We start from the raw sequence: 23192 nt of genomic DNA, 5'->3' as shown, positions 1-23192 counted from the left end.
CCGCGTTCGCGGGTCGCGTCACGCGCCTCATCTTTCGGATTCGTCATCGCTTCGGCGGGCGCTTGGGCTTGTGCCGCGCGCGCCGTCCAGCTTGCACGCTTCGCATGACGCGCGTCGTGTTCATCGAGGAACGAGCGGCATGACCAAAATCGAACAAACCGAATCCACCGCGCCGAACGTGCGCGATATGTCGGCCAACGCCATGAACGACGGCGCCGACAAGAAAAGCAACGGCCATCATCGGCGCGATCCGGACGCCTTTGCGCTGCCGAGCGCGCTCGTCGACATCACGCCGCAACAGGCAGGCACGCAAACGCTTTTGCGCGGCCTCGCGATTCTCGAAGCCGCCGCCAACGGCGCGCGCGATCTGCGCTCGTTCGGCGCGGCGCTCGGCACTACGCGCAGCACGACGCATCGGCTCGTGAGTTCGCTCGTGCAGGCGCGTTATCTCCGGCAAGTGCAGGGCGGTTATCTGCTCGGGCCGAAACTGATCGAACTCGGCACTATCGCGCTCGAACAGATGCCGCTCACGGCGGTCGCGCGTCCGCATTTGCAATCGCTCGCGGAATACACGCACGACACCATTCACCTCGGCGTGCGCGACGGTGACGACGTGCTCTACATCGACAAGATTCCGGGCACGCGCGGGTTGGAAATGCGCTCGCGCGTGGGCCATCGCATGCCGCTGGCATCGACGGGAATCGGCAAGGCAATGATGCTCGACCTCGAAGCCAACGTCTGGAAGAAGCTGCTCGATGCATCGCTGCGCGCGCTCGCCCGCACGAGTTTCAAGCCGGAGAACCGGCCGGACATGGACACGTTTTTGCAGCGCATGACACGCTATTCGCAAGGTGGCTTTACCTTCGATCTCGAAGAGAACGAGGCGTCGATCCGCTGCGTGGCGGCGCCCGTGCGCGATGCGTCGGGTGCGATCGTCGCGGCGCTTTCGGTGGCGAGCACGATTCCCTATATGCCCCACGAACGCATGGAAGAACTGATTCCGGTCGTGCAGCGCGAAGCGCGCGCGATCTCCGAGGAACTCGGCTGGCGCGCGCCGCAAGCCAACCGCAGGATCAAGCGATGAGCGCGCCCGTTCTGATCGCGCTCGACTGGGGCACGACGTCCCTGCGCGCTTATCTGCTCGATGCCGCAGGCGCCGCGCTCGACACGCGCGCTTCGTCGGCGGGAATCATGAAGCTGCCCGCTGGCGGCTTCGATCAGGCTTTCGAGGAAACCTGCGGCGCTTGGCTGAGCGCAAATGCGCAACTACCCGTCATCGCGGCGGGCATGGTCGGCAGCGCGCAGGGTTGGATGGAGGCGCCTTACGTCGAAACGCCCGCCGATGCCGACGCGCTCGTCGCGGGCATCGTCACGGTAAAGGCGGCGCGGGGCGCGACCGTTCATGTCGTGCCGGGCGTGCTCGAACGCGGCACGCTGCCGAACGTGATGCGCGGCGAGGAGACGCAGATTTTCGGCGCACTCGCGAGCGATGCGTCGCTGAACACGGCGAGTGGCGCGCTCATCGGTCTGCCGGGCACGCATGCCAAGTGGGCATTCGTGCAAGCGGGACGGATTGAACGCTTCTATACGTTCATGACGGGCGAGACCTTCGGCGCACTGCGCGATCACACCATCCTCGGCCGCACGATGGAGCAGGACGCAAAGCCGGACAGCGCGGCGTTTCTGAGAGGCGTCGATACCGCGCGCGATGCCGGTCATGCCGGCCTTCTGGCGACGATCTTCAGCACGCGCACACTCGGACTGACCGGTCAGCTCACGGCGGCCGAGCAGCCGGATTATCTGTCGGGACTTTTGATCGGCCATGAACTGCGCGGCCTGAACGAAGTGCTGGCGCGCGAGAACGCGACGCTCGCCGGCAAGACGCTGCGTCTGATTGGCAACGATGCGCTGTGCGACCGCTATCGGGCGGCCCTCGCGCAATACGGATGCAACGACGCGCAGACGGTGGCGCAAGCGACCGAATCCGGGCTTTATCGAATCGCATTGCAGGCCGGGTTGATCGCCAAGCCCGCGCGCATGTGACACGGAAAGGAGAAACGAATGCAACCGCCCATCAATCTACCCGCGCCTTACGGCATGCACGGCGGCCTCGCGAAAGCGTTCGCCGCGTGTCCGCTGATCGCGATCCTGCGGGGCATCACGCCCGAGGAAGCCGAGGCGCACGGCCGCGCGCTGTATGAAGCGGGCTTTCGCATCATCGAAGTGCCGCTCAATTCGCCGCAGCCGTTCGACAGCATCGCGGCGATTCGCCAGGCGCTGCCCGCCGATGCCATCGTCGGCGCGGGCACGGTGCTGCATGCGAGTTACGTCGACAGCGTGCGCGCGGCAGGCGGCGAACTGATCGTGATGCCGCACAGCGACGCCGATGTCGTGCGCGCGGCGAAAGCGCAGGGGCTCGCCTGCGCGCCGGGCGTGGCAACGCCGAACGAAGCGTTCCTCGCGCTCAAGAACGGCGCGGACGTATTGAAGATGTTCCCCGCCGAACAACTCGGCGCGCATGTCGTGAAGGCGTGGCGCGCGGTGATCGCGAAAGAAGTGCCGCTGGTGCCGGTGGGCGGCGTCGCGCCGGACAACATGGGGCCGTTTCTCAGCGCGGGCGCGAACGGCTTCGGTCTCGGCTCGGCGCTGTACAAGCCGGGGCAGAGCGAAACGGCGACGGCATCGCATGCGAAGGCGTTCATCGACGGACTAGCGGTCGCGCGTTCCACACGGGGCGAGAAGCAATGAACCGCCTCGCCGGCAAGGTCGCGATGATCACGGGCGCCGGGCGCGGCATCGGTGCGGCGATCGCGCTGGCGTTTGCGCGCGAGGGCGCTGCGGTCGCGCTCGCGGAACTCGATATCGAGACGGCGCAAGCGACGGCTGAACGCATCGCGAAGGAAGCGAATTCGACGCGCGTCGTCGCGATCGGCACGGACGTGACGCAGAGCGCATCGGTAAAGGAAGCGGTCGCGCAAACCGAAAGCGCGTTCGGCCCGCTCGACGTGCTCGTGAACAACGCGGGCATCAACGTGTTCTGCGACCCGCTCACGATGACCGACGAAGACTGGCGGCGCTGCTTCGCCGTCGATCTCGACGGCGTCTGGAACGGCTGCCGCGCGGCGCTGCCCGGCATGGTCGAGCGCGGCGCGGGCAGCATCGTGAATATTGCCTCGACGCATTCGTTCAAGATCATCCCCGGCTGCTTTCCGTATCCGGTGGCCAAGCACGGCGTGATCGGACTGACGCGCGCGCTCGGCATCGAATACGCGCCGAACAACGTGCGCGTGAATGCCATCGCGCCGGGTTATATCGAAACGCAACTGACGCTCGACTGGTGGAACGGCCAGCCCGATCCAAAGGCCGCGCGCCAGGCCACACTGGATTTGCAGCCGATGAAGCGTATCGGCCAGCCGCGAGAAGTGGCGATGACGGCGGTGTTCCTCGCATCCGACGAGGCGCCGTTCATCAACGCGAGTTGCATCACGATCGATGGCGGGCGCTCTGCGCTCTACCACGACTGAAGTCACGAATGACGCACTGGCCGTGGTGCGGCATCACTACAAAAACGCGGCCGCCAACCAACTAAGCGCCCGTGCGCGGGCATGATTCGAGCAAAAAGTCGGGAGACAAAACGATGAAACGCAGACTGTTCCTTACGCTTCTCGCCGCTGCGACGGCCACGAGCGCCACCATGATCGCCGCGCCGGTTGCGCAAGCCGCCGACGACGTCAAGATCGGCTTCCTGGTGAAGCAACCCGAAGAACCGTGGTTCCAGGACGAGTGGAAGTTCGCCGAAATGGCCGCGAAAGCGAAGGGCTTCACCCTCGTGAAGATCGGCGCGCCGTCGGGCGAAAAGGTCATGAGCGCGATCGACAACCTTGCCGCGCAAAAGGCTCAGGGGTTCATCATCTGCACGCCTGACGTCAAGCTCGGACCGGGCATCGTGGCTAAGGCGAAGGCCGACAAGCTCAAGATGATGACGGTGGACGACCGTCTCGTCGACGGTTCCGGCAAGCCGATCGAAGCCGTGCCGCACATGGGCATTTCGGCTTACAACATCGGCAAGCAAGTCGGCGACGGCATTGCGGCCGAGATCAAGAAGCGCGGCTGGGACGTGAAGGAAGTCGGCGCCATCGACGTGACTTACGAACAGCTGCCGACCGCGCATGACCGCACGGCCGGCGCCACCGACGCGCTCGTGGCATCGGGGTTTCCGAAGGCGAACATCATCATGGCGCCGCAAGCGAAGACCGACACCGAAAACGCGTTCAACGCCGCGAACATCGCGCTCACGAAGAACCCGCAGTTCAAGCACTGGGTGGCCTACGCGCTCAACGACGAAGGCGTGCTCGGCGCGGTGCGCGCGGCGGAAGGCCGTGGCTTCAAGGCTGACAACATGATCGGCATCGGCATCGGCGGCTCGGATTCGGCGATCAACGAGTTCAAGAAGCCGAACCCGACGGGCTTCTACGGCACGGTCATCATCAGCCCGAAGCGTCACGGCGAGGAAACCTCGGACCTGATGTACGCGTGGATCAAGGACGGCAAGGCGCCGCCGGCACTCACGCTCACGACCGGCATGCTGGCAACGCGTGAAAACGTGGCGTCGGTGCGTCAGCAGATGGGCCTGGCATCGAACTAAGTCATTGGACGAGAGCGGGCCGCGCGTGGCGTGGCTCGCTCGAAGCATAAGGAGGCGATGTGTCAGCGACGCTGCGTTTTGACAATATCGGCAAGGTTTTTCCAGGCGTGCGCGCGCTCGACGGCGTGTCGTTCGACGTCAACGCCGGCGAAGTTCACGGTTTGATGGGCGAGAACGGCGCGGGTAAATCGACCTTGCTCAAGATTCTCGGCGGCGAGTATCAGCCCGATTCGGGGCGCGTGCTCATCGACGAAAAGGAAGTGCATTTCGGAAGCGCCGCGGCTTCGATTGCTTCGGGCATCGCGGTGATCCATCAGGAGTTGCAGTACGTGCCGGACTTGACCGTGGCTGAGAACCTGCTGCTCGGCGCGCTGCCGAACCGGCTCGGCTGGGTCAACAAGCGCGAGGCGAAGAAGCACGTGCGCGACCGGCTGACGGCGATGGGCGTCGATCTCGATCCCAACGCCAAGCTGCGCAAGCTCTCGATCGCGCAGCGGCAGATGGTGGAAATCTGCAAGGCGCTGTTGCGCAACGCGCGCGTGATCGCGCTCGACGAACCGACGAGTTCGTTGTCGCATCGCGAGACGGAAGTGCTGTTCAAGCTCGTGCGCGATCTGAAGGCGGACAACCGCGCGCTTATCTACATCTCGCATCGCATGGACGAGATTTACGAGCTGTGCAATGCCTGCACCATCTTCCGCGACGGCCGCAAGATCGCGTCGCATCTTTCGCTGAAAGACTTGCCGCGCGACACGCTGGTTCAGGAGATGGTCGGCCGCGAGATCAGCGATATCTACAACTATCGCGCGCGTCCGCTCGGCGACGTGCGCTTCTCGGTCAAGAACCTGCAAGGCGCCGCCCTGAGCGCGCCGGCGAATTTCGAAGTGCGGCGAGGTGAGATCGTCGGTTTCTTCGGGCTGGTGGGCGCGGGGCGCAGCGAATTGATGCACCTCGTCTACGGCGCGGACAAGAAGAAGGAAGGCGCGATCGAACTCGACGGTCAGCCGATCAAGGTGCGCAGCACGGGCGAAGCGATTCGACACGGCATCGTGCTGTGCCCGGAAGATCGCAAGGAAGAGGGCATTGTCGCGATGGCGACGGTCGCGGAGAACATCAACATCTCGTGCCGCCGGCATTATCTGCGCGCGGGTTTGTTCCTCGATCGCAAGAAGGAAGCGCAGACGGCGGATCGCTTCATCCAGCTCTTGAAGATCAAGACGCCGAGCCGCAGACAGCGCATCCGCTTTCTGTCGGGCGGCAATCAGCAGAAAGCCATTCTGTCGCGCTGGCTCGCGGAGCCGGATCTCAAGGTCGTGATCCTCGATGAACCGACGCGCGGTATCGACGTCGGCGCCAAGCACGAGATCTACAACGTGATCTATCAACTGGCGGAGCGCGGCTGCGCCATCGTGATGATTTCTTCGGAACTGCCCGAAGTGCTGGGCGTGTCCGACCGGATCGTCGTGATGCGGCAAGGGCGTATAGCGGGCGAATTGCCGCGCGGGAAGGCGAACGAGCAGTCGGTGTTGAGTCTGGCGCTGCCGCAATCGGACACGGTCGCGGAAGCGGCTTAAAGAGAGAAGACAGGGGAGCACATCATGGAAGCAAGAGAAAACATCGTCGGGCAAGCGGGTGAGGCGGTGGCGAACGCGCTGATTCCGCAGAAAAACGACAAGCAAAAGTGGTATCAGCAACTGACGGAATACAGTCTGATCGTGATCTTCGTGGTGATGTTCGCCACGATGTCGCTGACGGTCGATCACTTCTTTTCGATCGAAAACATGCTCGGACTGGCCTTGTCGATCTCGCAGATCGGCATGGTGGCCTGCACGATGATGTTCTGCCTCGCCTCGCGCGACTTTGACCTTTCGGTCGGCTCGACGATCGCCTTCGCCGGCGTGCTCTGCGCGATGGTGTTGAACGCGACGGGCAATACGTTCATCGCGATCATCGCGGCGGTGGCGGCGGGTTCGGTGATCGGCTTCGTGAACGGCGCGGTGATCGCCTATCTGCGCATCAACGCGCTGATCACCACGCTCGCCACGATGGAAATCGTGCGCGGCCTGGGCTTCATCGTGTCGCACGGTCAGGCGGTGGGCGTGTCGTCGGACACCTTCATCGAACTCGGCGGACTCTCTATGTTGGGGATTTCCCTGCCTATCTGGGTCACGCTTGCATGTTTCATCGTTTTTGGCGTATTGCTCAACCAGACTGTGTACGGCCGCAATACGCTCGCAATTGGCGGCAATCCGGAAGCCTCGCGGCTCGCGGGCATCAACGTGGAGCGCACGCGCGTGTGGATCTTCCTGATCCAGGGCGCGGTCACCGCGCTCGCGGGCGTCATTCTCGCTTCGCGGATTACGTCGGGTCAGCCGAATGCCGCTGAAGGTTTCGAATTGAACGTGATTTCCGCGTGCGTGCTGGGCGGCGTGTCGCTGCTCGGCGGACGCGCGACGATCTCGGGCGTCGTGATCGGCGTGCTCATCATGGGCACGGTCGAAAACGTGATGAACCTTTTGAACATCGACGCGTTCTATCAGTACCTCGTGCGCGGCGCGATCCTGCTGGCCGCCGTGCTGCTCGATCAGCTGAAGAATCGCGGGTCGCGGGACTGAGCCTCCGGTCGTGTCGTTTGCATCGCCGCGAGAGCCATACGGCTTTCGCGAAGCCAAACTCTTGTGAACAAGCCCATGTCAGCCACTGAAAAGAAGCTCGCCGTTTATCCCAGCCTCGCGGGCAAGACCGTGCTCATCACGGGCGGCGCCACCGGTATCGGCGCGTCCTTCGTGGAAAACTTCGCCGGTCAGGGCGCGAAGGTCGCGTTCTTCGATATCGATACGGCCGCGGGCGAAGCGCTCGCCGACCGGCTCGGCGCGTCGCTGCCTGAAGGCCGTTTCAAGCCGCTCTTCCTGCGTATCGATCTGACCGACATCGACGCCTTGCGTAAAGGCATCGTCGATGTGCGCTCGGCGCTCGGGCCCATCAGCGTGCTCGTCAACAACGCGGCGAACGACAAGCGTCATTCGATCGAATCCGTGACGCCCGAATCGTACGATGCCGGCATCGCGGTGAACATTCGCCATCAGTTCTTCGCGGCGCAGGCGGTCATCGAAGACATGAAGCAGCTCGGCGGCGGCTCGATCATCAATCTCGGCTCCATCAGCTGGATGCTCAAGCAAGGCAATTTCCCGGTCTACGTCACGTCGAAGTCGGGCGTGCAGGGCATGACGCGCGGCCTCGCGCGCGATCTCGGCAAGTTCGGCATTCGCGTGAATACGCTCGTGCCGGGCTGGGTGATGACCGAAAAGCAAAAGACGCTGTGGCTCGACGACGCAGGCCGCGAAGCCATCAAGCTCGGCCAGTGCATCGACGCCGAACTGATGCCGGAACATCTCGCGCGCGCGGCGCTGTTCCTGGCGTCGGACGACAGCAGCATGTTGACCGCGCAGGATATCGTCGTCGACGGAGGATGGGCGTGAAAGCGCGCCTTCTCGTCGACAGCCAGTGCGCGCTCGGCGAAGGCGCGACGTGGTGCGCGCGAAGCGGCCGCTTCTACTGGACCGATATCGAAGGCAAGCGTCTGTGGCGTTACGATCCGCGCGGCGGCAAAAGCGAATCCTTCGAAATGCCCGAGCGGCTCGCGTGCTTCACGCCGTGCGCCGATGCGGGACGCTTGCTGCTCGGCCTTGCATCGCGGCTCGCGTTCTTCGACCTGACGACGCGCGAGATCGAGACCATCATGCTCGTCGAAGCCGACTTGCCGACGCGTCTGAACGATGGCCGCTGCGACCGCGAAGGGCGCTTCGTGTTCGGCACCAAGCACGACGTGGAGGATGCGCAGGCGGTCGGCGGGTTCTATCGGCTGAATCACGATTTGTCGCTCGAACGGTTGCCGCTTCCGGACTGCGCGATCTCGAACAGCATCGGCTTCAGCCCAGATGGCGCGACGATGTACTACTGCGATTCCCCGACGCGGCAGATTCGCGCGTGCGATTACCCGAGCTTCGCGAACGACCGCGTGTTCGTCGAATTGAGCGATGCGACGGGCGTTCCCGACGGTTCCATCGTCGATGCCGATGGCGGGCTCTGGAACGCGCAATGGGGCGGTTATCGCGTGGTGCGTTATGCACCCGATGGCCGCGAAAGCGCGCGTGTCGATGTGCCGAGCACGCAACCGAGTTGCGTCGCGTTCGGCGGCGCGGACTTCGCATCGATGTATGTGACGAGCGCGCGCGTCGGACTGAACGAGCGTGCCTTGCAGACCGATCCGCATGCAGGCGGCGTGTTCATCGCCACACCGGGTGTGCGCGGAATCGAAGAAGCGGTATTTCAGGGCAAGCCATAAAACCAAGGCGCCGCGCTCTGCGTTCAAGCGCGCCCAAGCCCGGCCACGCCGGGCAGTTTCGCCTCTCGCTGGAGTACGAGCCATGACTGCTGCGCGCACAGAAACAGGATCGAACGCGGTATCCGCATCCACGGCGCAGGCGAACGCCCGCCGTTCTCGTCTCGCCGCCGCCAAGGAGCCGCCGATACGCCCCGGCCCGGGCACCGCGGCGGTCGCTATCGGCAGCGCGGGCGTCGCTGGCTGCATCACGCTTGCAAACGCGCATTTGCGGCTCGATGTCGCGCCTTCGCTCGGCGGCGGCATCACCCGATTCGACTGGCGTCATGAAGGCGCGCTCGTGCCGATCTTCCGACCTTGCATCGAACCGGGCCCGGACACCGATCCGAATCAGCTCGCCTGCTATCCGCTGCTGCCGTATTCGAATCGCATCGGCAATGGGCAGTTCGAGTTTTCCGGCCGCGCCATCGACGTGCCGTGCAACCGCGCGGGCGAACCGCTGCCCATTCACGGCGACGGCTGGCTCGGCGCGTGGCAAGTGGAAGACGAAGAGGCAGACGCAGCCCATGTGCGCATGACACTCGACCGGCGCGACGGCAAGCCGTATTCGTATCGCGCAACGCAGACTTATGCCTTGGACGACGCGACGCTCGTCGTGACACTCGACGTTCAGAACACGGGCGATCAGGCGCTGCCGTTCGGTCTCGGGCTGCATCCGTTTCTGATGCGCGAAGCGGATACGGAGTTATCCGCGGCGGCGGGCGGTCTGTGGCTTTGCGGCGAGGACTGGCTGCCGGTGCGTCACGTTCCCGCGCCGCCCGCGTGGCAGTTCGGCGTGGCATACCCGATGCCGTCCGAGATGGTGAACAACGCCTTCACCGGCTGGAGCGGACGCACGAGCGTGCTATGGCCCAGGCGTCGGCTGTCGCTCATCATCGCCGCCGATACCGACTACTACGTGCTTTACGCGCCGCCCGGCGAGAACTTCTTTTGCTTCGAGCCGGTGGATCATCCGATCAACGCGGTGAACCTGCCCGGTGGAGGCGAGGCGCACGGCATGACGGTGCTCGAACCGGGCGAGCGGCTCGCGCGTACGTTTCGCTTCACGGTCGAGCGAACGGGCGATGCGTCGCGGCGGGCCAGTCCACGCACGCGCGCCCGCGCGGGTTCCGGCGCGAAGGCGAAGGCACGCGCAACGCATGCACGCGTGGATGGCTGAACGAAAGCCAGATGACAGACGCCTGAGAGCAAGCGATAAAAGCGGCGGCTCGCCGGACGATTCGGACGAGTAGGGTGGAACGCCGGCACGTTAAAATGCGTGCCATCGACGTTCTTCGAGAAGCCTCCCGCCATGTCCTTCATTCAATCGCTCAACGCCGCGTGGTCGCGCACGCAATCGCTGCTGTGCGTCGGTCTCGATCCCGAGCCGTCGAAGTTCCCGGCCGCGCTCAAGGGCCGTTCGGACGCGATCTTCGAGTTCTGCCGCGATATCGTCGATGCCACCGCGCCTTACGCGTCATCGTTCAAACCGCAGATCGCGTACTTCGCGTCGAATCGCGCGGAAGATCAACTCGAAGCGCTGATCGCGCATATCCACGAGAAGCATCCCGGCATTCCCGTGATCCTGGATGCCAAGCGCGGCGACATCGGCAGCACGGCGGAGCAATATGCGCGCGAGGCGTTCGAGCGCTATCGTGCGGATGCGGTCACGGTCAACCCGTACATGGGTTTCGATTCCATCGAGCCGTATCTCGCGCATAAAGGCAAGGGCGTGATCGTGTTGTGCCGGACCTCGAACGCGGGCGGCTCCGATCTGCAGTTTCTCGATACAGGCGGCAGGCCGCTCTATCACGTGGTCGCGACGCTCGCGGCCGAAAGGTGGAATAAGAACGGTCAGCTCGGACTCGTGGTCGGCGCGACGTTTCCGAGGGAAATCGAAGCGGTGCGTTGTATCGTCGGCGAGATGCCGTTGTTGATTCCAGGTATCGGCGCGCAAGGCGGAGATGTCGAAAGAACCGTGCGCGCGGGCCGCACTGGCAACGGCACGGGCATGCTGATCAATTCGTCGCGCGCGATCATCTACGCGAGCAAGGGCGAGGATTACGCTCAAGCCGCTGCGGACGCGGCGAAGAAAACGCGCGATTCGATCAACGCGTATCGATAAGAACGATGCGCGGCTTCGGCAATGCGACGATGCATTAAAGCCGCGCTGAAACGTGGATCAGCGGGTATCGATGAATTCGCGGCGTTTCAACGCTACGCCAACTCACGACCAATACCGCGAAGTCAGAACGCGATGCGATCGAAGCCACATCGCCGCTCACTTCTCCCTGCGCTCCAGCAACTCCAGCAAACCCCTCAACGCATGCGCCGCCGCTTGCGTGCGTACTTGTTCGCGGTCGCCCTTGAACAACTGCGTCTCGACAGCCGTATGCAGCCGATTGCTCCATGCAAACGACACCGTTCCCACCGGCTTCGCCTCGCTGCCGCCCCCTGGCCCCGCCACGCCCGTGATCGACACCGCCACCTGCGCGCGGCTGTTGCGCAAGGCGCCTTCGGCCATTGCTTTCGCCACCGGCTCGCTCACCGCGCCATGCTGTTCGATCAACCCAGCCGGCACGCCGATCATCTCGGTCTTCGCGAGGTTCGAATACGTGACGAAGCCGCGCTCGAACCACGCACTGCTGCCGGAAATATCCGTGATCGCCGCCGCGACCATGCCGCCCGTGCACGACTCGGCGGTCGCGAGCGTCAGCCGTTCGTCGCGCAGCTTGTTGCCGACGCGAATCGCGAGTTGGTGAACGACGGTATCGGTTGCCATGACGATGTTCCGAAGGGTTGAAGGTGAGAAGAACGACCGTCAGACGGTCATGCGCCAGAGCGCGATCACGAGCAGCGAGAAGAACGCCGCGACCAGGTCGTCGAACATGATGCCGAAGCCGCCTTTCAAATGGCGGTCGAAATAGCGAATGGGCGGCGGCTTGACCATGTCGAAAAAGCGAAACACGACGAACGCCCACAACTGTCCGGTGAACGTCGCGGGCGTGACGAGCAGCAACACGAGCCAGAACGCAATGATCTCGTCCCACACGACCGCCGACGGGTCCGCGACATTCATCTTCTTCGCGGTGAAGCCGCAGAACCAGCATCCGGCAACAAAGCCGATGACGATCAGCGCGCCCCATTCGGCCACCGTCAGATACTGATTGAACACGACGAACGAAACCCACGCGAAGAGCGTACCGACGGTGCCGGGCATGATCGGCGAAAGCCCGCTGCCGAAACCGAGCGAAAGAATATGCAGCGGATGCGTGAGCATGAAGCGCGCGCTCGGCTTGCGCGGCGCGCCGCGCGCAGTGGGGGGATCGCCCGGGAGCGCCGGGGTCGGGTCAGTCTGCATGAAAGTGGTCGAAGCCTTGCAACGTCAGTGAAAGCGGCGCGCCCGTGTTGTCGCGCCAGTCGATAGCGGGCGTACTCGTCGTGCACGGCGCGCTCATCGCTTCGATTGTACCGATGCGCGTCAACGCCACGCCCACGCGTTCTGCAATGCGAGCCACGGCGTCACGCCGCTCGCGCGGCGCGGTGAAGCAGAGTTCATAGTCGTCGCCGCCCGCGAGCGCGCATTGGCGGCGCGCGGCTTCGGGCAACGCGCGAACGGCATCGGAGCACGGCACGGCGTCGGCATCGACGATGGCGCGCACGTTCGACCGCCTGAGGATATGCATGAGATCGCCGGCCAGGCCATCGGAGATATCGAGCGCCGCGTGCGCCACGCCGCGCAGCGCGAGACCGAGCGCCACGCGCGGCTCGGGGCGTTCGAGCGCCACGTTCCATGCGGACGACGCCGCCGGCCATTCGCCGCGTATTGCGCCGAGTCCCGCGCGGGCATCGCCCAAGGTGCCGGAAACGTAGATGTCGTCGTCGGGCTTCGCGGCATCGCGACGCAATGCCGCGCCATGCGGCACGTCGCCGAAAACGGTGATGCAGATGTTGAGCGGACCGCTCGTGGTGTCGCCACCGATCAGCGCGCAGTCGAAGCGCTGCGCGAGCGCGAAGAGGCCGTCGCTGAATGCGGCGAGCCACGCTTCGTCGGCGCGCGGCAAGGCGAGCGCAAGCGTGAACGCGTGCGGCTTCGCGCCCATCGCGGCGAGATCGGAAAGGTTCACGGCGAGCGCCTTGTGGCCGAGGGCGTTCGGATCGACATCGGGAAAGAAGTGACGGCCTTCGACCAGCATGTCCGTGGAAATAGCCAGTTGATGTCCGGCGGGCGGCGCGATCAGCGCGCAATCGTCACCGATGCCAAGCGGCATGGCGGCCGCGTTGTCGTGTCGTGACGATGGCGGGCTCGCGCGGCGGGCGAAGTATCGATCGATCAGTGAAAACTCGGAGAGCATCGTGGGCGTCAAGGCTGATTGTTGCGCTGCAAGATAGAAATGTATTGGACGGCAAAATGCATTGGCGAGCGGTGAACGTACCCGCATCGTGTCTCGAAAAAACCGGCCAATGCGCTGAAAGCCTTACTGCGCTTCAGGATCAGACCTTTTAAAGTCACGGCACTTGTAGCTGAATTGCATGGACTGCGGGCTAAAGCGCTACACGAATGGCGCTACAATGCGTTCGAACTTCCATTCTAATTCCCGCACTGCTAGCCCGCCTTATGACGACTGACGCCAATACCAAGCTTCGCGAAGCCGCGCTCGACTATCACGAGTTTCCGGTCCCCGGAAAGATCGCAATTGCGCCAACCAAGCAGATGATCAACCAGCGCGATCTCGCGCTGGCTTACTCGCCGGGCGTCGCGTTCGCGTGCGAGGCGATCGTCGAAAATCCGCTCAACGCCGCACGCTTCACCGCGCGCAGCAACCTCGTGGGCGTCGTGTCGAACGGCACGGCGGTGCTGGGTCTCGGCAACATCGGTCCGCTCGCTTCCAAGCCGGTGATGGAAGGCAAGGCCGTGCTCTTCAAGAAGTTCGCGGGCATCGACGTGTTCGACATCGAGCTCAACGAAAGCGATCCGCACAAGCTCGTCGAAGTGGTCGCCGCGCTCGAACCGACGTTCGGCGGCATCAATCTGGAAGACATCAAGGCGCCGGATTGCTTCATCGTCGAGCGCGAGTGCCGCAAGCGCATGAAGATTCCCGTCTTCCATGACGATCAGCACGGCACGGCTATCGTGGTCGCGGCAGCCATCACCAACGGCCTGAAGGTGGTCGGCAAGGACATCGCCGAAGTAAAGCTCGTGGCGTCCGGCGCGGGCGCGGCGGCGCTGGCCTGTCTCACCTTGCTCGTCGATCTCGGCATGAAGATCGAGAACATCTTCGTCACGGACTTGGCCGGCGTGGTCTATAAAGGCCGCACGGAACTCATGGACCCGGACAAGGAACGCTTTGCTCGCGAGACCAGCGCGCGCACGCTCGCCGAAGTGATGGAAGGCGCGGACGTGTTCCTCGGCTTGTCGGCAGGCGGCGTGCTCAAGCAGGAAATGGTCAAGGGCATGGCCGCGAAGCCGCTCATTCTCGCGCTTGCCAATCCGACGCCGGAAATCCTGCCGGAACTCGCGCTCGAAGTGCGCCCAGATGCCGTACTCGCCACCGGCCGCACGGACTACCCGAATCAGGTCAACAACGTTCTGTGCTTTCCGTTCATCTTCCGTGGCGCGCTCGATGCGGGCGCGACGACCATCACGAAGGAAATGGAAATCGCGGCGGTGAACGCAATCGCGGAACTGGCGCGTCAGGAACAAAGCGATATCGTCGCGACCGCGTACGGCATTCAGGACTTGTCGTTCGGCCCCGAGTATCTGATTCCGAAGCCTTTCGATCCGCGTCTCATCGTGAAGATTGCGCCAGCAGTGGCCAAGGCCGCGATGGACAGCGGCGTGGCGACGCGTCCTATCGAGGACATGGACGCCTACGAACAGCACTTGCAGCAGTTCGTCTACCACAGCGGCACGACCATGAAGCCCGTGTTCCAGCTCGCGCGCAGCGTGGAGCCGGAGAAGAAGCGCATCGTGTTCGCGGAAGGCGAGGAAGAGCGCGTGCTGCGCGCCGTGCAGATCGCCGTCGACGAAAAAATCGCCAAGCCAATTCTCATCGGCCGGCCGGCGGTCATCAGACAGCGCATCACGAAGTTCGGTCTGCGTCTCACGCCGGATGTCGACTTCACGATGGTCGACACCGATCACGACGAGCGCTACCGCGACTTCTGGCAGACGTACTACAAGATGATGGCGCGCAAGGGTATCAGCGAGCAGATGGCCAAGCTCGAGATGCGCCGCCGCACCACGCTCATCGGCGCGATGCTGGTGGAAAAGGGCGAAGCCGACGGCATGATCTGCGGTACGGTAAGCACGACGCATCGGCATTTGCACTTCATCGATCAGGTGATCGGCAAGAAGGAAGGCGCGAAGGTCTACGCGGCCATGAACGGCCTCGTGTTGCCGGGCCGCCAGATTTTCCTGGCCGACACGCACGTCAACGTCGACCCTACGCCCGAGCAGCTCGCGGAAATCACCATCATGGCGGCGGAAGAGGTGAAGCGTTTCGGCATCGTGCCGAAGATCGCGCTGCTGTCGCATTCGAACTTCGGCACGAGCAACGCGCCGACCGCGCAGAAGATGCGCGACGTGCTGGCTATCCTCAAGCAACGCGCGCCCGATCTCGACGTCGATGGCGAAATGCACGGCGACGTCGCGCTCGACTCACGTTTGCGCAAGGAAGTGCTGCCGGAATCGACGCTCGAAGGCGACGCCAATTTGCTGATCCTGCCGAACATCGACGCCGCGAACATCTCGTACAACCTGCTGAAGACTGCGGCGGGCAACAACATTGCCATCGGTCCGATGCTCCTCGGCGCGGCAAAACCGGTGCATGTGCTGACGGCATCGGCGACGGTGCGGCGTATCGTCAACATGACGGCGCTGCTCGTGGCCGACGCGACCGCTGCACGGTAAACGAATGAACTGAGCGTCTGCCGTACGACGACGTGCCAATTGAACGCGGCGGAATTTTCCGCCGCGTTTTTTTTCGGCAGCAAAAAACGCGGGCGAAAAAAAAGCGTGCCGTGGGTCGTTGGCACGCTTCGAGGCAAGAGCAAAGGGGATTCACTCGCCCTCCAAGGGTCAAAAACAGAGCCTCGGCGGAGCGCCTGCCGTGAAGCCGACAAGTGAGGCAACTCGTCATATGGCTTCGCGGCTCTGCGGGACAAATTATTATCGTGTTCAGGATAAAAATCTCTCAGATTTGGGCTAAATATGGACTTGATTTTTTGCCAATCTCCATGCTTTTTGGCAATTTCAAGGAAGAATTGCCGATTTCTCGCGGAACGTTGCTTCCCCTTGTCATTAGCGATACCCTTGCATCTTTCATGGTCGTCGAATTCTGATAACGCGGGGACAACCGTTTCGTGATGCGTGCATGGGTTTCAACCATCGTCGCCTTGAGTCTCATTCTTGGCGGGTGTGGCAAGGACGAATCCCGTGGCGGCGCAGCAGACGCGGCATCCGCGGGTCCCGCTGCCATTCAGGCAAGCGAGGCGCCGGGAACGCCCGCCGAATCGGCAGGGTCTCTTGGTCGGGGACCGGTGCGGGAACCTACGCAACGGTCTGCCGAATCCGGCCGGCCTGAGCGTGACGGGCTCGCCACCATCGGCATTGCGCAGTTGCCGAAGCAGGCAGTGGCGACATTGCGGCTGATCGAAGCGGGCGGCCCTTTCCCTTATCCAAAGGACGGAGTCGTGTTCGGCAATCGCGAGCGTGTGCTGCCGCGGCATCCGCGTGGTTATTACCACGAGTACACGGTGCCCACGCCGCGTTCGCGTGACCGGGGCGCCCGGCGAATCGTGTGTGGCGGGTCGAAGCGGCAGACTGGCGACTGCTACTACACGGACGACCATTACGCCAGTTTCAAACGCATTGCGGACTAACTAGGGATTAACGGCATGAGCGACAACATCTACGCGCACGACAACGGCGTCGCGAGTGATCTTTTCGCAACCGGCGATGGCAACCTGTTCCAGCGAGTATTGCGGCTACGCATGACAGAACACGACAACAGACCCGATGACGAGCCGAATCCGGTGCAGGCGCATCCTCAGGAACCGGCGGAGGAATCCGAGTCTCTTTTCGCGACGGTGCGGCCGAATATCGTGCAATCCATCCGCGCGTTCCGTGTTCAGGAACTCGCCGACGAAGCGAATCGACTCGAACAGCATTTTCTTTACGCGTATCTCGGGCAGGCGCAGAGCAAGCAGGAAATCCTGGAGACCATTGCGACGTCGTTCCTGTTTCCCAAGCACTTCGGCAAGAACTACGACGCGCTGTACGACTCGCTGACCGATCTCGTCCACAAGGCGGGCTCGCAACCGGGCTTCGTGATCGTGCTGGAGCAATTGCCGATTGCGCAGAAATTCGACAAGGAAGGGCGCGAGACGCTGCTCGACGTGTTCCGCGACGCGGCCGAGTTCTGGGCCGAACGGCGCGTGGCGTTCCGCGTGTTCTATTCGTTCGTTTGACACGCTGAAGCGAGCGCTGCTCGCGCGACGTTTGAAAATGAATCAGCCCGATGGGTCTTGCTCATCGGGCTGATTTTGTTTTGCGGGCTGTCGTCCCGTTCACCAGCCGCCCCAACGCGCGGCCAGTGCCGCCAGCACCGCGATTCCCGCCGTCTCCGTGCGCAACACGCGCGGTCCGAGACCGAGCGCGGAGAAACCCGCCGCCACGATCTCACTTTCTTCCGATGGCGAAAATCCCGCCTCCGGTCCAATCAGCAAAGTCACCGGTTCGCGCGGCGCTTTTGCGGGCAGCGTCGCGAACGCGAGTTCCGCGCGCGGCGAAAGCAGCAAGCGCAGGTCACCATCGGAGGCGGGCGGCAAGTCGGCGAGCCAGGCGTCGAGATCGCGCGGCGGCGCGACGTGCGGTACGCGATTGCGTCCGCATTGCTCGCAGGCGGCGCGCACGAGCGCTTGCCAGTGCGCCTGACGCTTGAGCGCACGCTCGCCCGCAAGCCGCACGACGCCGCGCTCGGTCGTCAGCGGCACGATATCCGCGACGCCCAGCTCCACCGTTTTCTCGATCAGCCAGTCCATCTTGTCGCCGCCCGCGACGCCTTGCGCGAGTATTACGCGATACGGCGGCTCCGCGTCACGTTCGTCGTGTTCGTCGATCCGCGCGCTGGCCGCACGTTTCGCGATCTCGGTCAGCTCCGCGCGATACTCGCCGCCTTCGCCATCGAAGAGCGTGATGACATCGCCGGTCTGGAGGCGCAGGACGTGCACGTGGCGCACGACATCGTCGGGGAGGGGCAAGGTTTGGCCCACCGCGAGCGGGCCGTCAACGTAAAAGCGTGGCATAGGTAACGATCGCGGATGCAGAACCCGCGGATAGTGAAGTTGCCTTGAGGGAATGAAACAGCGCTTAGTTCAGATGCCGCGCAATCGCCCAGCGATAGCCATCCGGATCTTCGATCTGCGCAAAGCGGTCGCCCCAGAACTGATCCTGTGGCTCGATGAGCGCTTTCGCGCCCACGGCGATGGCCTGCGCGAAGGTGGCATCCACGTCGTCCACATAAAGATAGAACGACTGCGGCGCCATGATGCCGGAGCTCTTCGGCGTGCGCGCCTGCGAGCCGTAAGCGCCCTCCGGCGCGAACATCACGATCAACTGGCCGCGATACGTCATCTCGACGTGGATGATGCTGCCATCGTCGTTCACGCTGTCGCGCACCGCGAAGCCGAGCGCCTTCTCGTAGAACCCGATGCTCACGCGCGCATCGCGCACGGTGAGATAGGGCGTCAACCAGGGCACGTCGGCCGGGCGTGGGTCTGTCATCGAAAGCACTCCTTCAAGCCTTGCTGCACGAATACGGTGAGGGACATTCTGCCACGAAGCCCGGCATGCCATCCGAAGGCGCCGGCGCTCGAAGCGAAGCAGCCGCTGCACGGAACGTGCCCGCCGCGATGGTCAGCGATGCGCGTCGAACGGCGATGCTTTGGCGCTTGCTCGCGGCCTGTCAATCGGACCGGTCTGTTAGAATGACGGCCTCCCGATCCTCGTCGTTTCTCGTCGTTCCGGTCCTGAAAACGTTGTGTGCCGCGGGTCCGGCGCGTAGCAGAATCACTGCGGATTATTTCAGGACCAGCCGGAAGCTCCCGAGCTTTCCAAGCACTCGACACGACATGACGACCCAGCCCTCCAGTCAGACCGCCCTCATGGCCAACGCGATCCGCGCGCTTGCCATGGATGCCGTTCAACAAGCCAACTCCGGTCACCCCGGCATGCCCATGGGCATGGCCGAAATCGGCGTCGCGCTGTGGTCGCGCCATCTGAAGCACAACCCCACGAATCCGCACTGGTTCGACCGCGACCGTTTCGTTTTGTCGAATGGTCACGGCTCCATGCTGCTGTATTCGCTGCTGCACCTGACCGGCTACGACCTGCCGATCGGTGAACTGAAGAACTTCCGCCAACTGCATTCGAAGACGCCGGGCCATCCGGAAGTGGGCATGACGCCGGGCGTCGAGACCACCACCGGGCCGCTCGGTCAGGGCGTCGGCAACGCGGTCGGCATGGCGCTCGCCGAAGCGTTGCTGGCGGCCGAGTTCAACAAGGCTGACGCGAAGATCGTCGATCACCATACGTATGTTTTCCTCGGCGACGGTTGCCTGATGGAAGGCATCTCGCACGAAGCCGCATCGCTCGCGGGCACGCTCAAGCTGAACAAGCTGATCGCGCTATACGACGACAACGGCATCTCCATCGACGGTCACGTCGAACACTGGTTCCACGACGACACCCCGAAGCGTTTCGAAGCCTACGGCTGGAACGTGATCCGCGCGGTAGACGGCCATGACGTCGAAGCGGTCGATGCCGCCATCGCCACGGCGAAGAACTCGGACAAGCCCACGCTGATCTGCTGCCGCACGGTCATCGGCAAAGGTGCGCCGACGAAGGCAGGCGGTCACGACGCGCACGGCGCGCCGCTCGGCGACAAGGAAATCGCCGCGACGCGCGCGGGCCTCGGCTGGAATTACGAGCCGTTCGTGATTCCGCAGGAAGTCTATGCGGCGTGGGACGCGAAGGAACAAGGCACGCACGCCGAAGCCGAGTGGAACAAGGCGTTCGAGGCCTACCGCGCGAAGTACGGCAGCGAAGCGGTCGAATTCACGCGCCGCATGAAGGGCGAATTGCCGGCTGACTGGAAGGCGAGCGCGGCGAAGATCATCGAAGATGCGAACCAGCGCGCCGAAACGGTCGCTTCGCGCAAGGCATCGCAACAGACCATCGAAGGTCTGGCCGCTGCGTTGCCGGAACTGCTGGGCGGTTCCGCGGATCTCACGGGATCGAACCTCACGAACTGGAAGGCGTCGAAGCCCGTACGCGCCGCCGGCGACGCAGAAAACGCGAACCCCGGTCGCGCGGGCATCCAGTGGGGTAACCACATCAATTACGGTGTGCGCGAATTCGGCATGAGCACGGCCATCAACGGTCTTGCGCTGCATGGCGGCTTCCGCCCGTTCGGCGGCACGTTTCTGACGTTTTCGGATTACAGCCGCAACGCGCTGCGCGTCGCGGCGCTAATGAAGTCGCGCTCCATTTTCGTGTTCACGCACGACTCCATCGGTCTCGGCGAAGATGGCCCGACGCATCAGTCGATCGAACACGTGTCGAGCCTGCGTCTGATTCCGCAACTGCAGACGTGGCGCCCGGCCGACACCGTGGAAACGGCGGTGGCCTGGACGCATGCAATCGAACATCAAGGTCCGTCCACGTTGATCTTCAGCCGGCAGAATCTGCAATTCTCGCCGCGCAACGACGTGCAGATCGCGAACATCGCGAAGGGCGGCTACGTGCTGCGCGACTGGAACGACGACATTCCGGCGCGCAAGATCATCCTCATCGCGACCGGCTCGGAAGTGCAGCTCGCGATGCAGGCGGTCGAGGCGCTGGCGAAGGACGGCATTGGCGCGCGCGTCGTCTCGATGCCCTGCACCAACGTGTTCGACAAGCAAGACGCCGAATACCGCGAGCGCGTGTTGCCCAATGGCGTGGCGCGCGTGGCGATCGAGGCGGGCGTGACGGATTTCTGGCGCAAGTACGTGGGCCTCGAAGGCGGCGTGGTCGGCATCGACACGTTCGGCGAATCCGCACCGGCGGGCGAGCTGTTCAAGCATTTCGGCTTCACGGTGGAACATGTCGTCGAGACGGCGAAGTCCGTGCTCGCGGCCTGAACCCGGCAGTCAACGGTTTTTTTAGCCATCAGGAGATTGACCATGACGATTCGCGTTGCAATCAACGGCTACGGCCGGATCGGCCGCAATACGCTGCGAGCTTTCTACGAAAACGGCAAGAAACACGACATCGAGATCGTCGCCATCAACGATCTCGGCGATGCCAAGACGAACGCGCATTTGACGCAGTACGACACGGCGCACGGCAAGTTCCCGGGCGAAGTGTCGGTGGACGGCGATTACCTCGTCGTCAACGGCGACAAGATTCGCGTGCTGGCCAACCGCAACCCGGCCGAACTGCCGTGGGGCGAGTTGAACGTCGACGTCGTGCTGGAATGCACGGGCTTTTTCACGACGAAGGAAAAAGCGAGCGCGCACATCAAGGGTGGCGCGAAGAAGGTCATCATCTCGGCGCCGGGTGGCAAGGACGTGGACGCGACCATCGTGTATGGCGTGAACCACCACGTGCTGAAGGCATCCGACACGGTCATCTCGAACGCGTCGTGCACGACGAACTGTCTCGCACCGCTCGTCAAGCCGCTGAACGACAAGATCGGTCTCGTGAACGGTCTGATGACCACCATCCACGCCTACACGAACGATCAGGTTTTGACCGACGTGTATCACGAAGACCTGCGTCGCGCACGCTCGGCCACGCATAGCCAGATCCCGACGAAGACGGGCGCGGCTTCGGCGGTCGGTCTCGTGCTGCCGGAACTGAACGGCAAGCTGGACGGCTATGCCATTCGCGTGCCGACCATCAACGTGTCGGTGGTCGATCTGTCTTTCATCGCCGCACGTGATACGACGGTCGAGGAAGTCAACAAGATCATGAAGGATGCAGCGGAAGGTTCGCTCAAGGGCATTCTCGGCTACAACGAGGCGCCGCTCGTGTCGATCGACTTCAATCACAACCCGGCTTCGTCGACGTTCGATGCAACGCTCACCAAGGTGTCGGGCCGTCTCGTGAAGGTGTCGAGCTGGTACGACAACGAGTGGGGCTTCTCGAACCGCATGCTGGACACGGCTGTAGCGCTCGCGAACGCGAAGTAAGCTTGCTGCACTGACCGACGTAAAAAAAGCCGCTCTTCGGAGCGGCTTTTCTTTTCCCGCGCGTGTTCCGGCTTACGCGAAATTGCTGCCGGCAATGCGACACGACGTAAGCCGCAGCCGCCGCAGCCGCGTTCGCCGATGCCGTGCCCCTGAGATCGATTCGACAGCGCATCGCTGGAAAGGCCGGACCTACGCTCGGTGTGGCACCGGAAAATGCACGCCCGCGCGTTGCGCCGCGTTGACGATGTGCCGCTCTATTGCAATGCCGGCTTTCTCGCCGTCTCGCGCCTTGAGTGCTTCGACGATCACCATGTGTTCGTTATAAGTCGAAAGCACGAGCTCGCGCCGATAGAACGGCAAGCGCTGGCTCTCTTTCATGATGTCGGCGCTGCCACGCAAGATGGACTCGATGGCCGCATTGCCCGCGAGACTCACGATACGCATATGAAATGCGAAGTCGAGTTGCGCGGCTTCCTCGAGTTCCGCCGCCATGAGCGCGCCTTGCAGCGCGTTCAGATTGTCATCGAGCCAGTCGATGTCGGCGTCGCCGATGGAATGCGCCGCCAGCCGCGCGACGAATCCTTCGAGCGCGAAGCGCATCTGATACGTATCGGGCAACGACGCCTGATCGGCAAACCGCCAGCCATGCGCGCTCGACGCCTGCGCGCTGCTCACATACACACCCTTGCCGGGACGGATGTGCAGCATGCCGAGCGCTTCGAGCGTGGTCAGCGCCTCGCGCAACGAAGCACGGCTGATCGCCAGTTCCTCCGATAGTTGCCGCTGCGCGGGCAGCAAACTGCCCACGGGATACATGCTTGACTCGATACGCTCGCGAATGGTCGCGATGGCGGCATCGGTCACGGTATGCGGAACGTTTTTCATAGGAAGAATTGGGAATGGCCGGTCTGACCGCCATTGTATGCG

The 23192-nt window shown here is 63.4% G+C and carries 21 protein-coding genes and 2 pseudogenes; 17 read left to right on the top strand and 6 right to left on the bottom strand.

The window, feature by feature from the left end; genetic code table 11:
* The first annotated feature begins 139 nt into the window (after positions 1-139).
* From P9250_RS30145 to pyrF, 11 genes are all read left to right on the top strand, one after another.
* Complete coding sequence (locus P9250_RS30145) at positions 140-1084, top strand: IclR family transcriptional regulator (protein WP_409014963.1); 945 nt, start codon at positions 140-142, stop codon at positions 1082-1084.
* Entirely contained in the window at positions 1081-2043 is a 963-nt protein-coding gene (locus tag P9250_RS30140) for a 2-dehydro-3-deoxygalactonokinase (RefSeq protein ID WP_244826253.1), read from the top strand. Before P9250_RS30145 ends, P9250_RS30140 begins: the two co-directional genes overlap by 4 nt.
* Before the next feature lie 18 nt (positions 2044-2061).
* Positions 2062-2748: a 2-dehydro-3-deoxy-6-phosphogalactonate aldolase gene (locus P9250_RS30135; protein WP_250465664.1), complete on the top strand. Its 687-nt coding sequence runs from the start codon at positions 2062-2064 to the stop codon at positions 2746-2748.
* Entirely contained in the window at positions 2745-3524 is a 780-nt protein-coding gene (locus P9250_RS30130; RefSeq protein WP_310396725.1) for an SDR family oxidoreductase, read from the top strand. Before P9250_RS30135 ends, P9250_RS30130 begins: the two co-directional genes overlap by 4 nt.
* Positions 3525-3637: 113 nt before the next feature.
* Complete coding sequence (locus P9250_RS30125; RefSeq protein WP_244826250.1) at positions 3638-4645, top strand: arabinose ABC transporter substrate-binding protein; 1008 nt, start codon at positions 3638-3640, stop codon at positions 4643-4645.
* 59 nt (positions 4646-4704) lie between these two features.
* Entirely contained in the window at positions 4705-6219 is a 1515-nt protein-coding gene (gene araG / locus P9250_RS30120; protein WP_250465661.1) for an L-arabinose ABC transporter ATP-binding protein AraG, read from the top strand.
* 24 nt (positions 6220-6243) lie between these two features.
* Complete coding sequence (araH, locus tag P9250_RS30115) at positions 6244-7260, top strand: L-arabinose ABC transporter permease AraH (protein ID WP_244826248.1); 1017 nt, start codon at positions 6244-6246, stop codon at positions 7258-7260.
* A gap of 75 nt (positions 7261-7335) precedes the next feature.
* Positions 7336-8124, top strand: coding sequence for an SDR family NAD(P)-dependent oxidoreductase (locus P9250_RS30110; protein WP_244826247.1), 789 nt, complete (start codon positions 7336-7338; stop codon positions 8122-8124).
* Positions 8115-8990, top strand: coding sequence for an SMP-30/gluconolactonase/LRE family protein (locus P9250_RS30105; protein WP_310396722.1), 876 nt, complete (start codon positions 8115-8117; stop codon positions 8988-8990). The genes P9250_RS30110 and P9250_RS30105 overlap by 10 nt, the downstream gene beginning before the upstream one ends.
* An 82-nt stretch (positions 8991-9072) precedes the next feature.
* Positions 9073-10206, top strand: a complete 1134-nt coding sequence (locus P9250_RS30100; protein WP_310396720.1) for an aldose 1-epimerase — start codon at positions 9073-9075, stop codon at positions 10204-10206.
* A 132-nt stretch (positions 10207-10338) separates the two neighbouring features.
* Positions 10339-11151, top strand: a complete 813-nt coding sequence (gene pyrF, locus P9250_RS30095; protein WP_250465655.1) for an orotidine-5'-phosphate decarboxylase — start codon at positions 10339-10341, stop codon at positions 11149-11151.
* Between the two features lie 156 nt (positions 11152-11307).
* Here pyrF and P9250_RS30090 read toward each other — a convergent pair whose 3' ends face one another.
* From P9250_RS30090 to thiL, 3 genes are read right to left on the bottom strand one after another with little or no spacing between them, the layout of a single operon-like run.
* Positions 11308-11808 (bottom strand): CinA family protein, encoded by a 501-nt coding sequence (locus tag P9250_RS30090; protein ID WP_250465653.1) that lies wholly within the window; start codon positions 11806-11808, stop codon positions 11308-11310.
* Between the two features lie 39 nt (positions 11809-11847).
* Positions 11848-12387: a phosphatidylglycerophosphatase A gene (locus tag P9250_RS30085; RefSeq protein WP_244826242.1), complete on the bottom strand. Its 540-nt coding sequence runs from the start codon at positions 12385-12387 to the stop codon at positions 11848-11850.
* The gene (gene thiL, locus P9250_RS30080; protein ID WP_250465738.1) at positions 12377-13381 is read right to left on the bottom strand and encodes a thiamine-phosphate kinase; all 1005 of its coding nucleotides are present in this window, start codon (positions 13379-13381) and stop codon (positions 12377-12379) included. The genes P9250_RS30085 and thiL overlap by 11 nt, the downstream gene beginning before the upstream one ends.
* 263 nt (positions 13382-13644) lie before the next feature.
* On the opposite strand from thiL, the gene P9250_RS30075 reads away from it, so the two are divergent.
* The 4 genes and pseudogenes from P9250_RS30075 to P9250_RS30065 all read left to right on the top strand — a co-directional run.
* Positions 13645-15939 carry an NADP-dependent malic enzyme gene (locus P9250_RS30075; RefSeq protein ID WP_244826241.1) on the top strand — a complete coding sequence of 765 codons (2295 nt, stop codon included), beginning with the start codon at positions 13645-13647 and terminating at the stop codon, positions 15937-15939.
* A gap of 452 nt (positions 15940-16391) precedes the next feature.
* The gene (locus P9250_RS30070) at positions 16392-16910 is read left to right on the top strand and encodes a ribonuclease (protein WP_310396717.1); all 519 of its coding nucleotides are present in this window, start codon (positions 16392-16394) and stop codon (positions 16908-16910) included.
* 15 nt (positions 16911-16925) lie between these two features.
* Positions 16926-17033: pseudogene (locus tag P9250_RS32675) on the top strand (barnase inhibitor); the annotation flags it as partial.
* A 69-nt stretch (positions 17034-17102) separates the two neighbouring features.
* A pseudogene (locus P9250_RS30065) lies at positions 17103-17498 on the top strand (barstar family protein); the annotation flags it as partial.
* Between the two features lie 99 nt (positions 17499-17597).
* On the opposite strand, the gene P9250_RS30060 reads toward P9250_RS30065, so the two are convergent.
* Together P9250_RS30060 and P9250_RS30055 are read right to left on the bottom strand one after the other, a co-directional pair.
* Complete coding sequence (locus tag P9250_RS30060; protein ID WP_250526247.1) at positions 17598-18335, bottom strand: 16S rRNA (uracil(1498)-N(3))-methyltransferase; 738 nt, start codon at positions 18333-18335, stop codon at positions 17598-17600.
* A 64-nt stretch (positions 18336-18399) separates the two neighbouring features.
* On the bottom strand, positions 18400-18813 hold the full coding sequence (locus P9250_RS30055) for a glyoxalase/bleomycin resistance/extradiol dioxygenase family protein (protein ID WP_244826237.1): 414 nt from the start codon (positions 18811-18813) through the stop codon (positions 18400-18402).
* Between the two features lie 347 nt (positions 18814-19160).
* Between P9250_RS30055 and tkt the strand changes: the two genes are divergently transcribed.
* Together tkt and gap are read left to right on the top strand one after the other, a co-directional pair.
* Positions 19161-21212, top strand: coding sequence for a transketolase (gene tkt, locus P9250_RS30050; protein ID WP_310396714.1), 2052 nt, complete (start codon positions 19161-19163; stop codon positions 21210-21212).
* A gap of 42 nt (positions 21213-21254) precedes the next feature.
* A complete protein-coding gene (gene gap, locus P9250_RS30045) occupies positions 21255-22265 on the top strand; it encodes a type I glyceraldehyde-3-phosphate dehydrogenase (RefSeq protein WP_250509477.1) in 1011 nt (336 codons plus the stop codon).
* 189 nt (positions 22266-22454) lie between these two features.
* On the opposite strand, the gene P9250_RS30040 is transcribed toward gap, so the two are convergent.
* Positions 22455-23150 (bottom strand): FadR/GntR family transcriptional regulator, encoded by a 696-nt coding sequence (locus P9250_RS30040; protein ID WP_244826234.1) that lies wholly within the window; start codon positions 23148-23150, stop codon positions 22455-22457.
* Positions 23151-23192: the final 42 nt, after the last annotated feature.

This window comes from Caballeronia sp. LP006, from assembly GCF_031450995.1.
Classification (GTDB): domain Bacteria; phylum Pseudomonadota; class Gammaproteobacteria; order Burkholderiales; family Burkholderiaceae; genus Caballeronia.
Note: the sequence above shows the minus strand (reverse complement) of the source record. Positions and strands in the feature narration are given on the sequence as shown.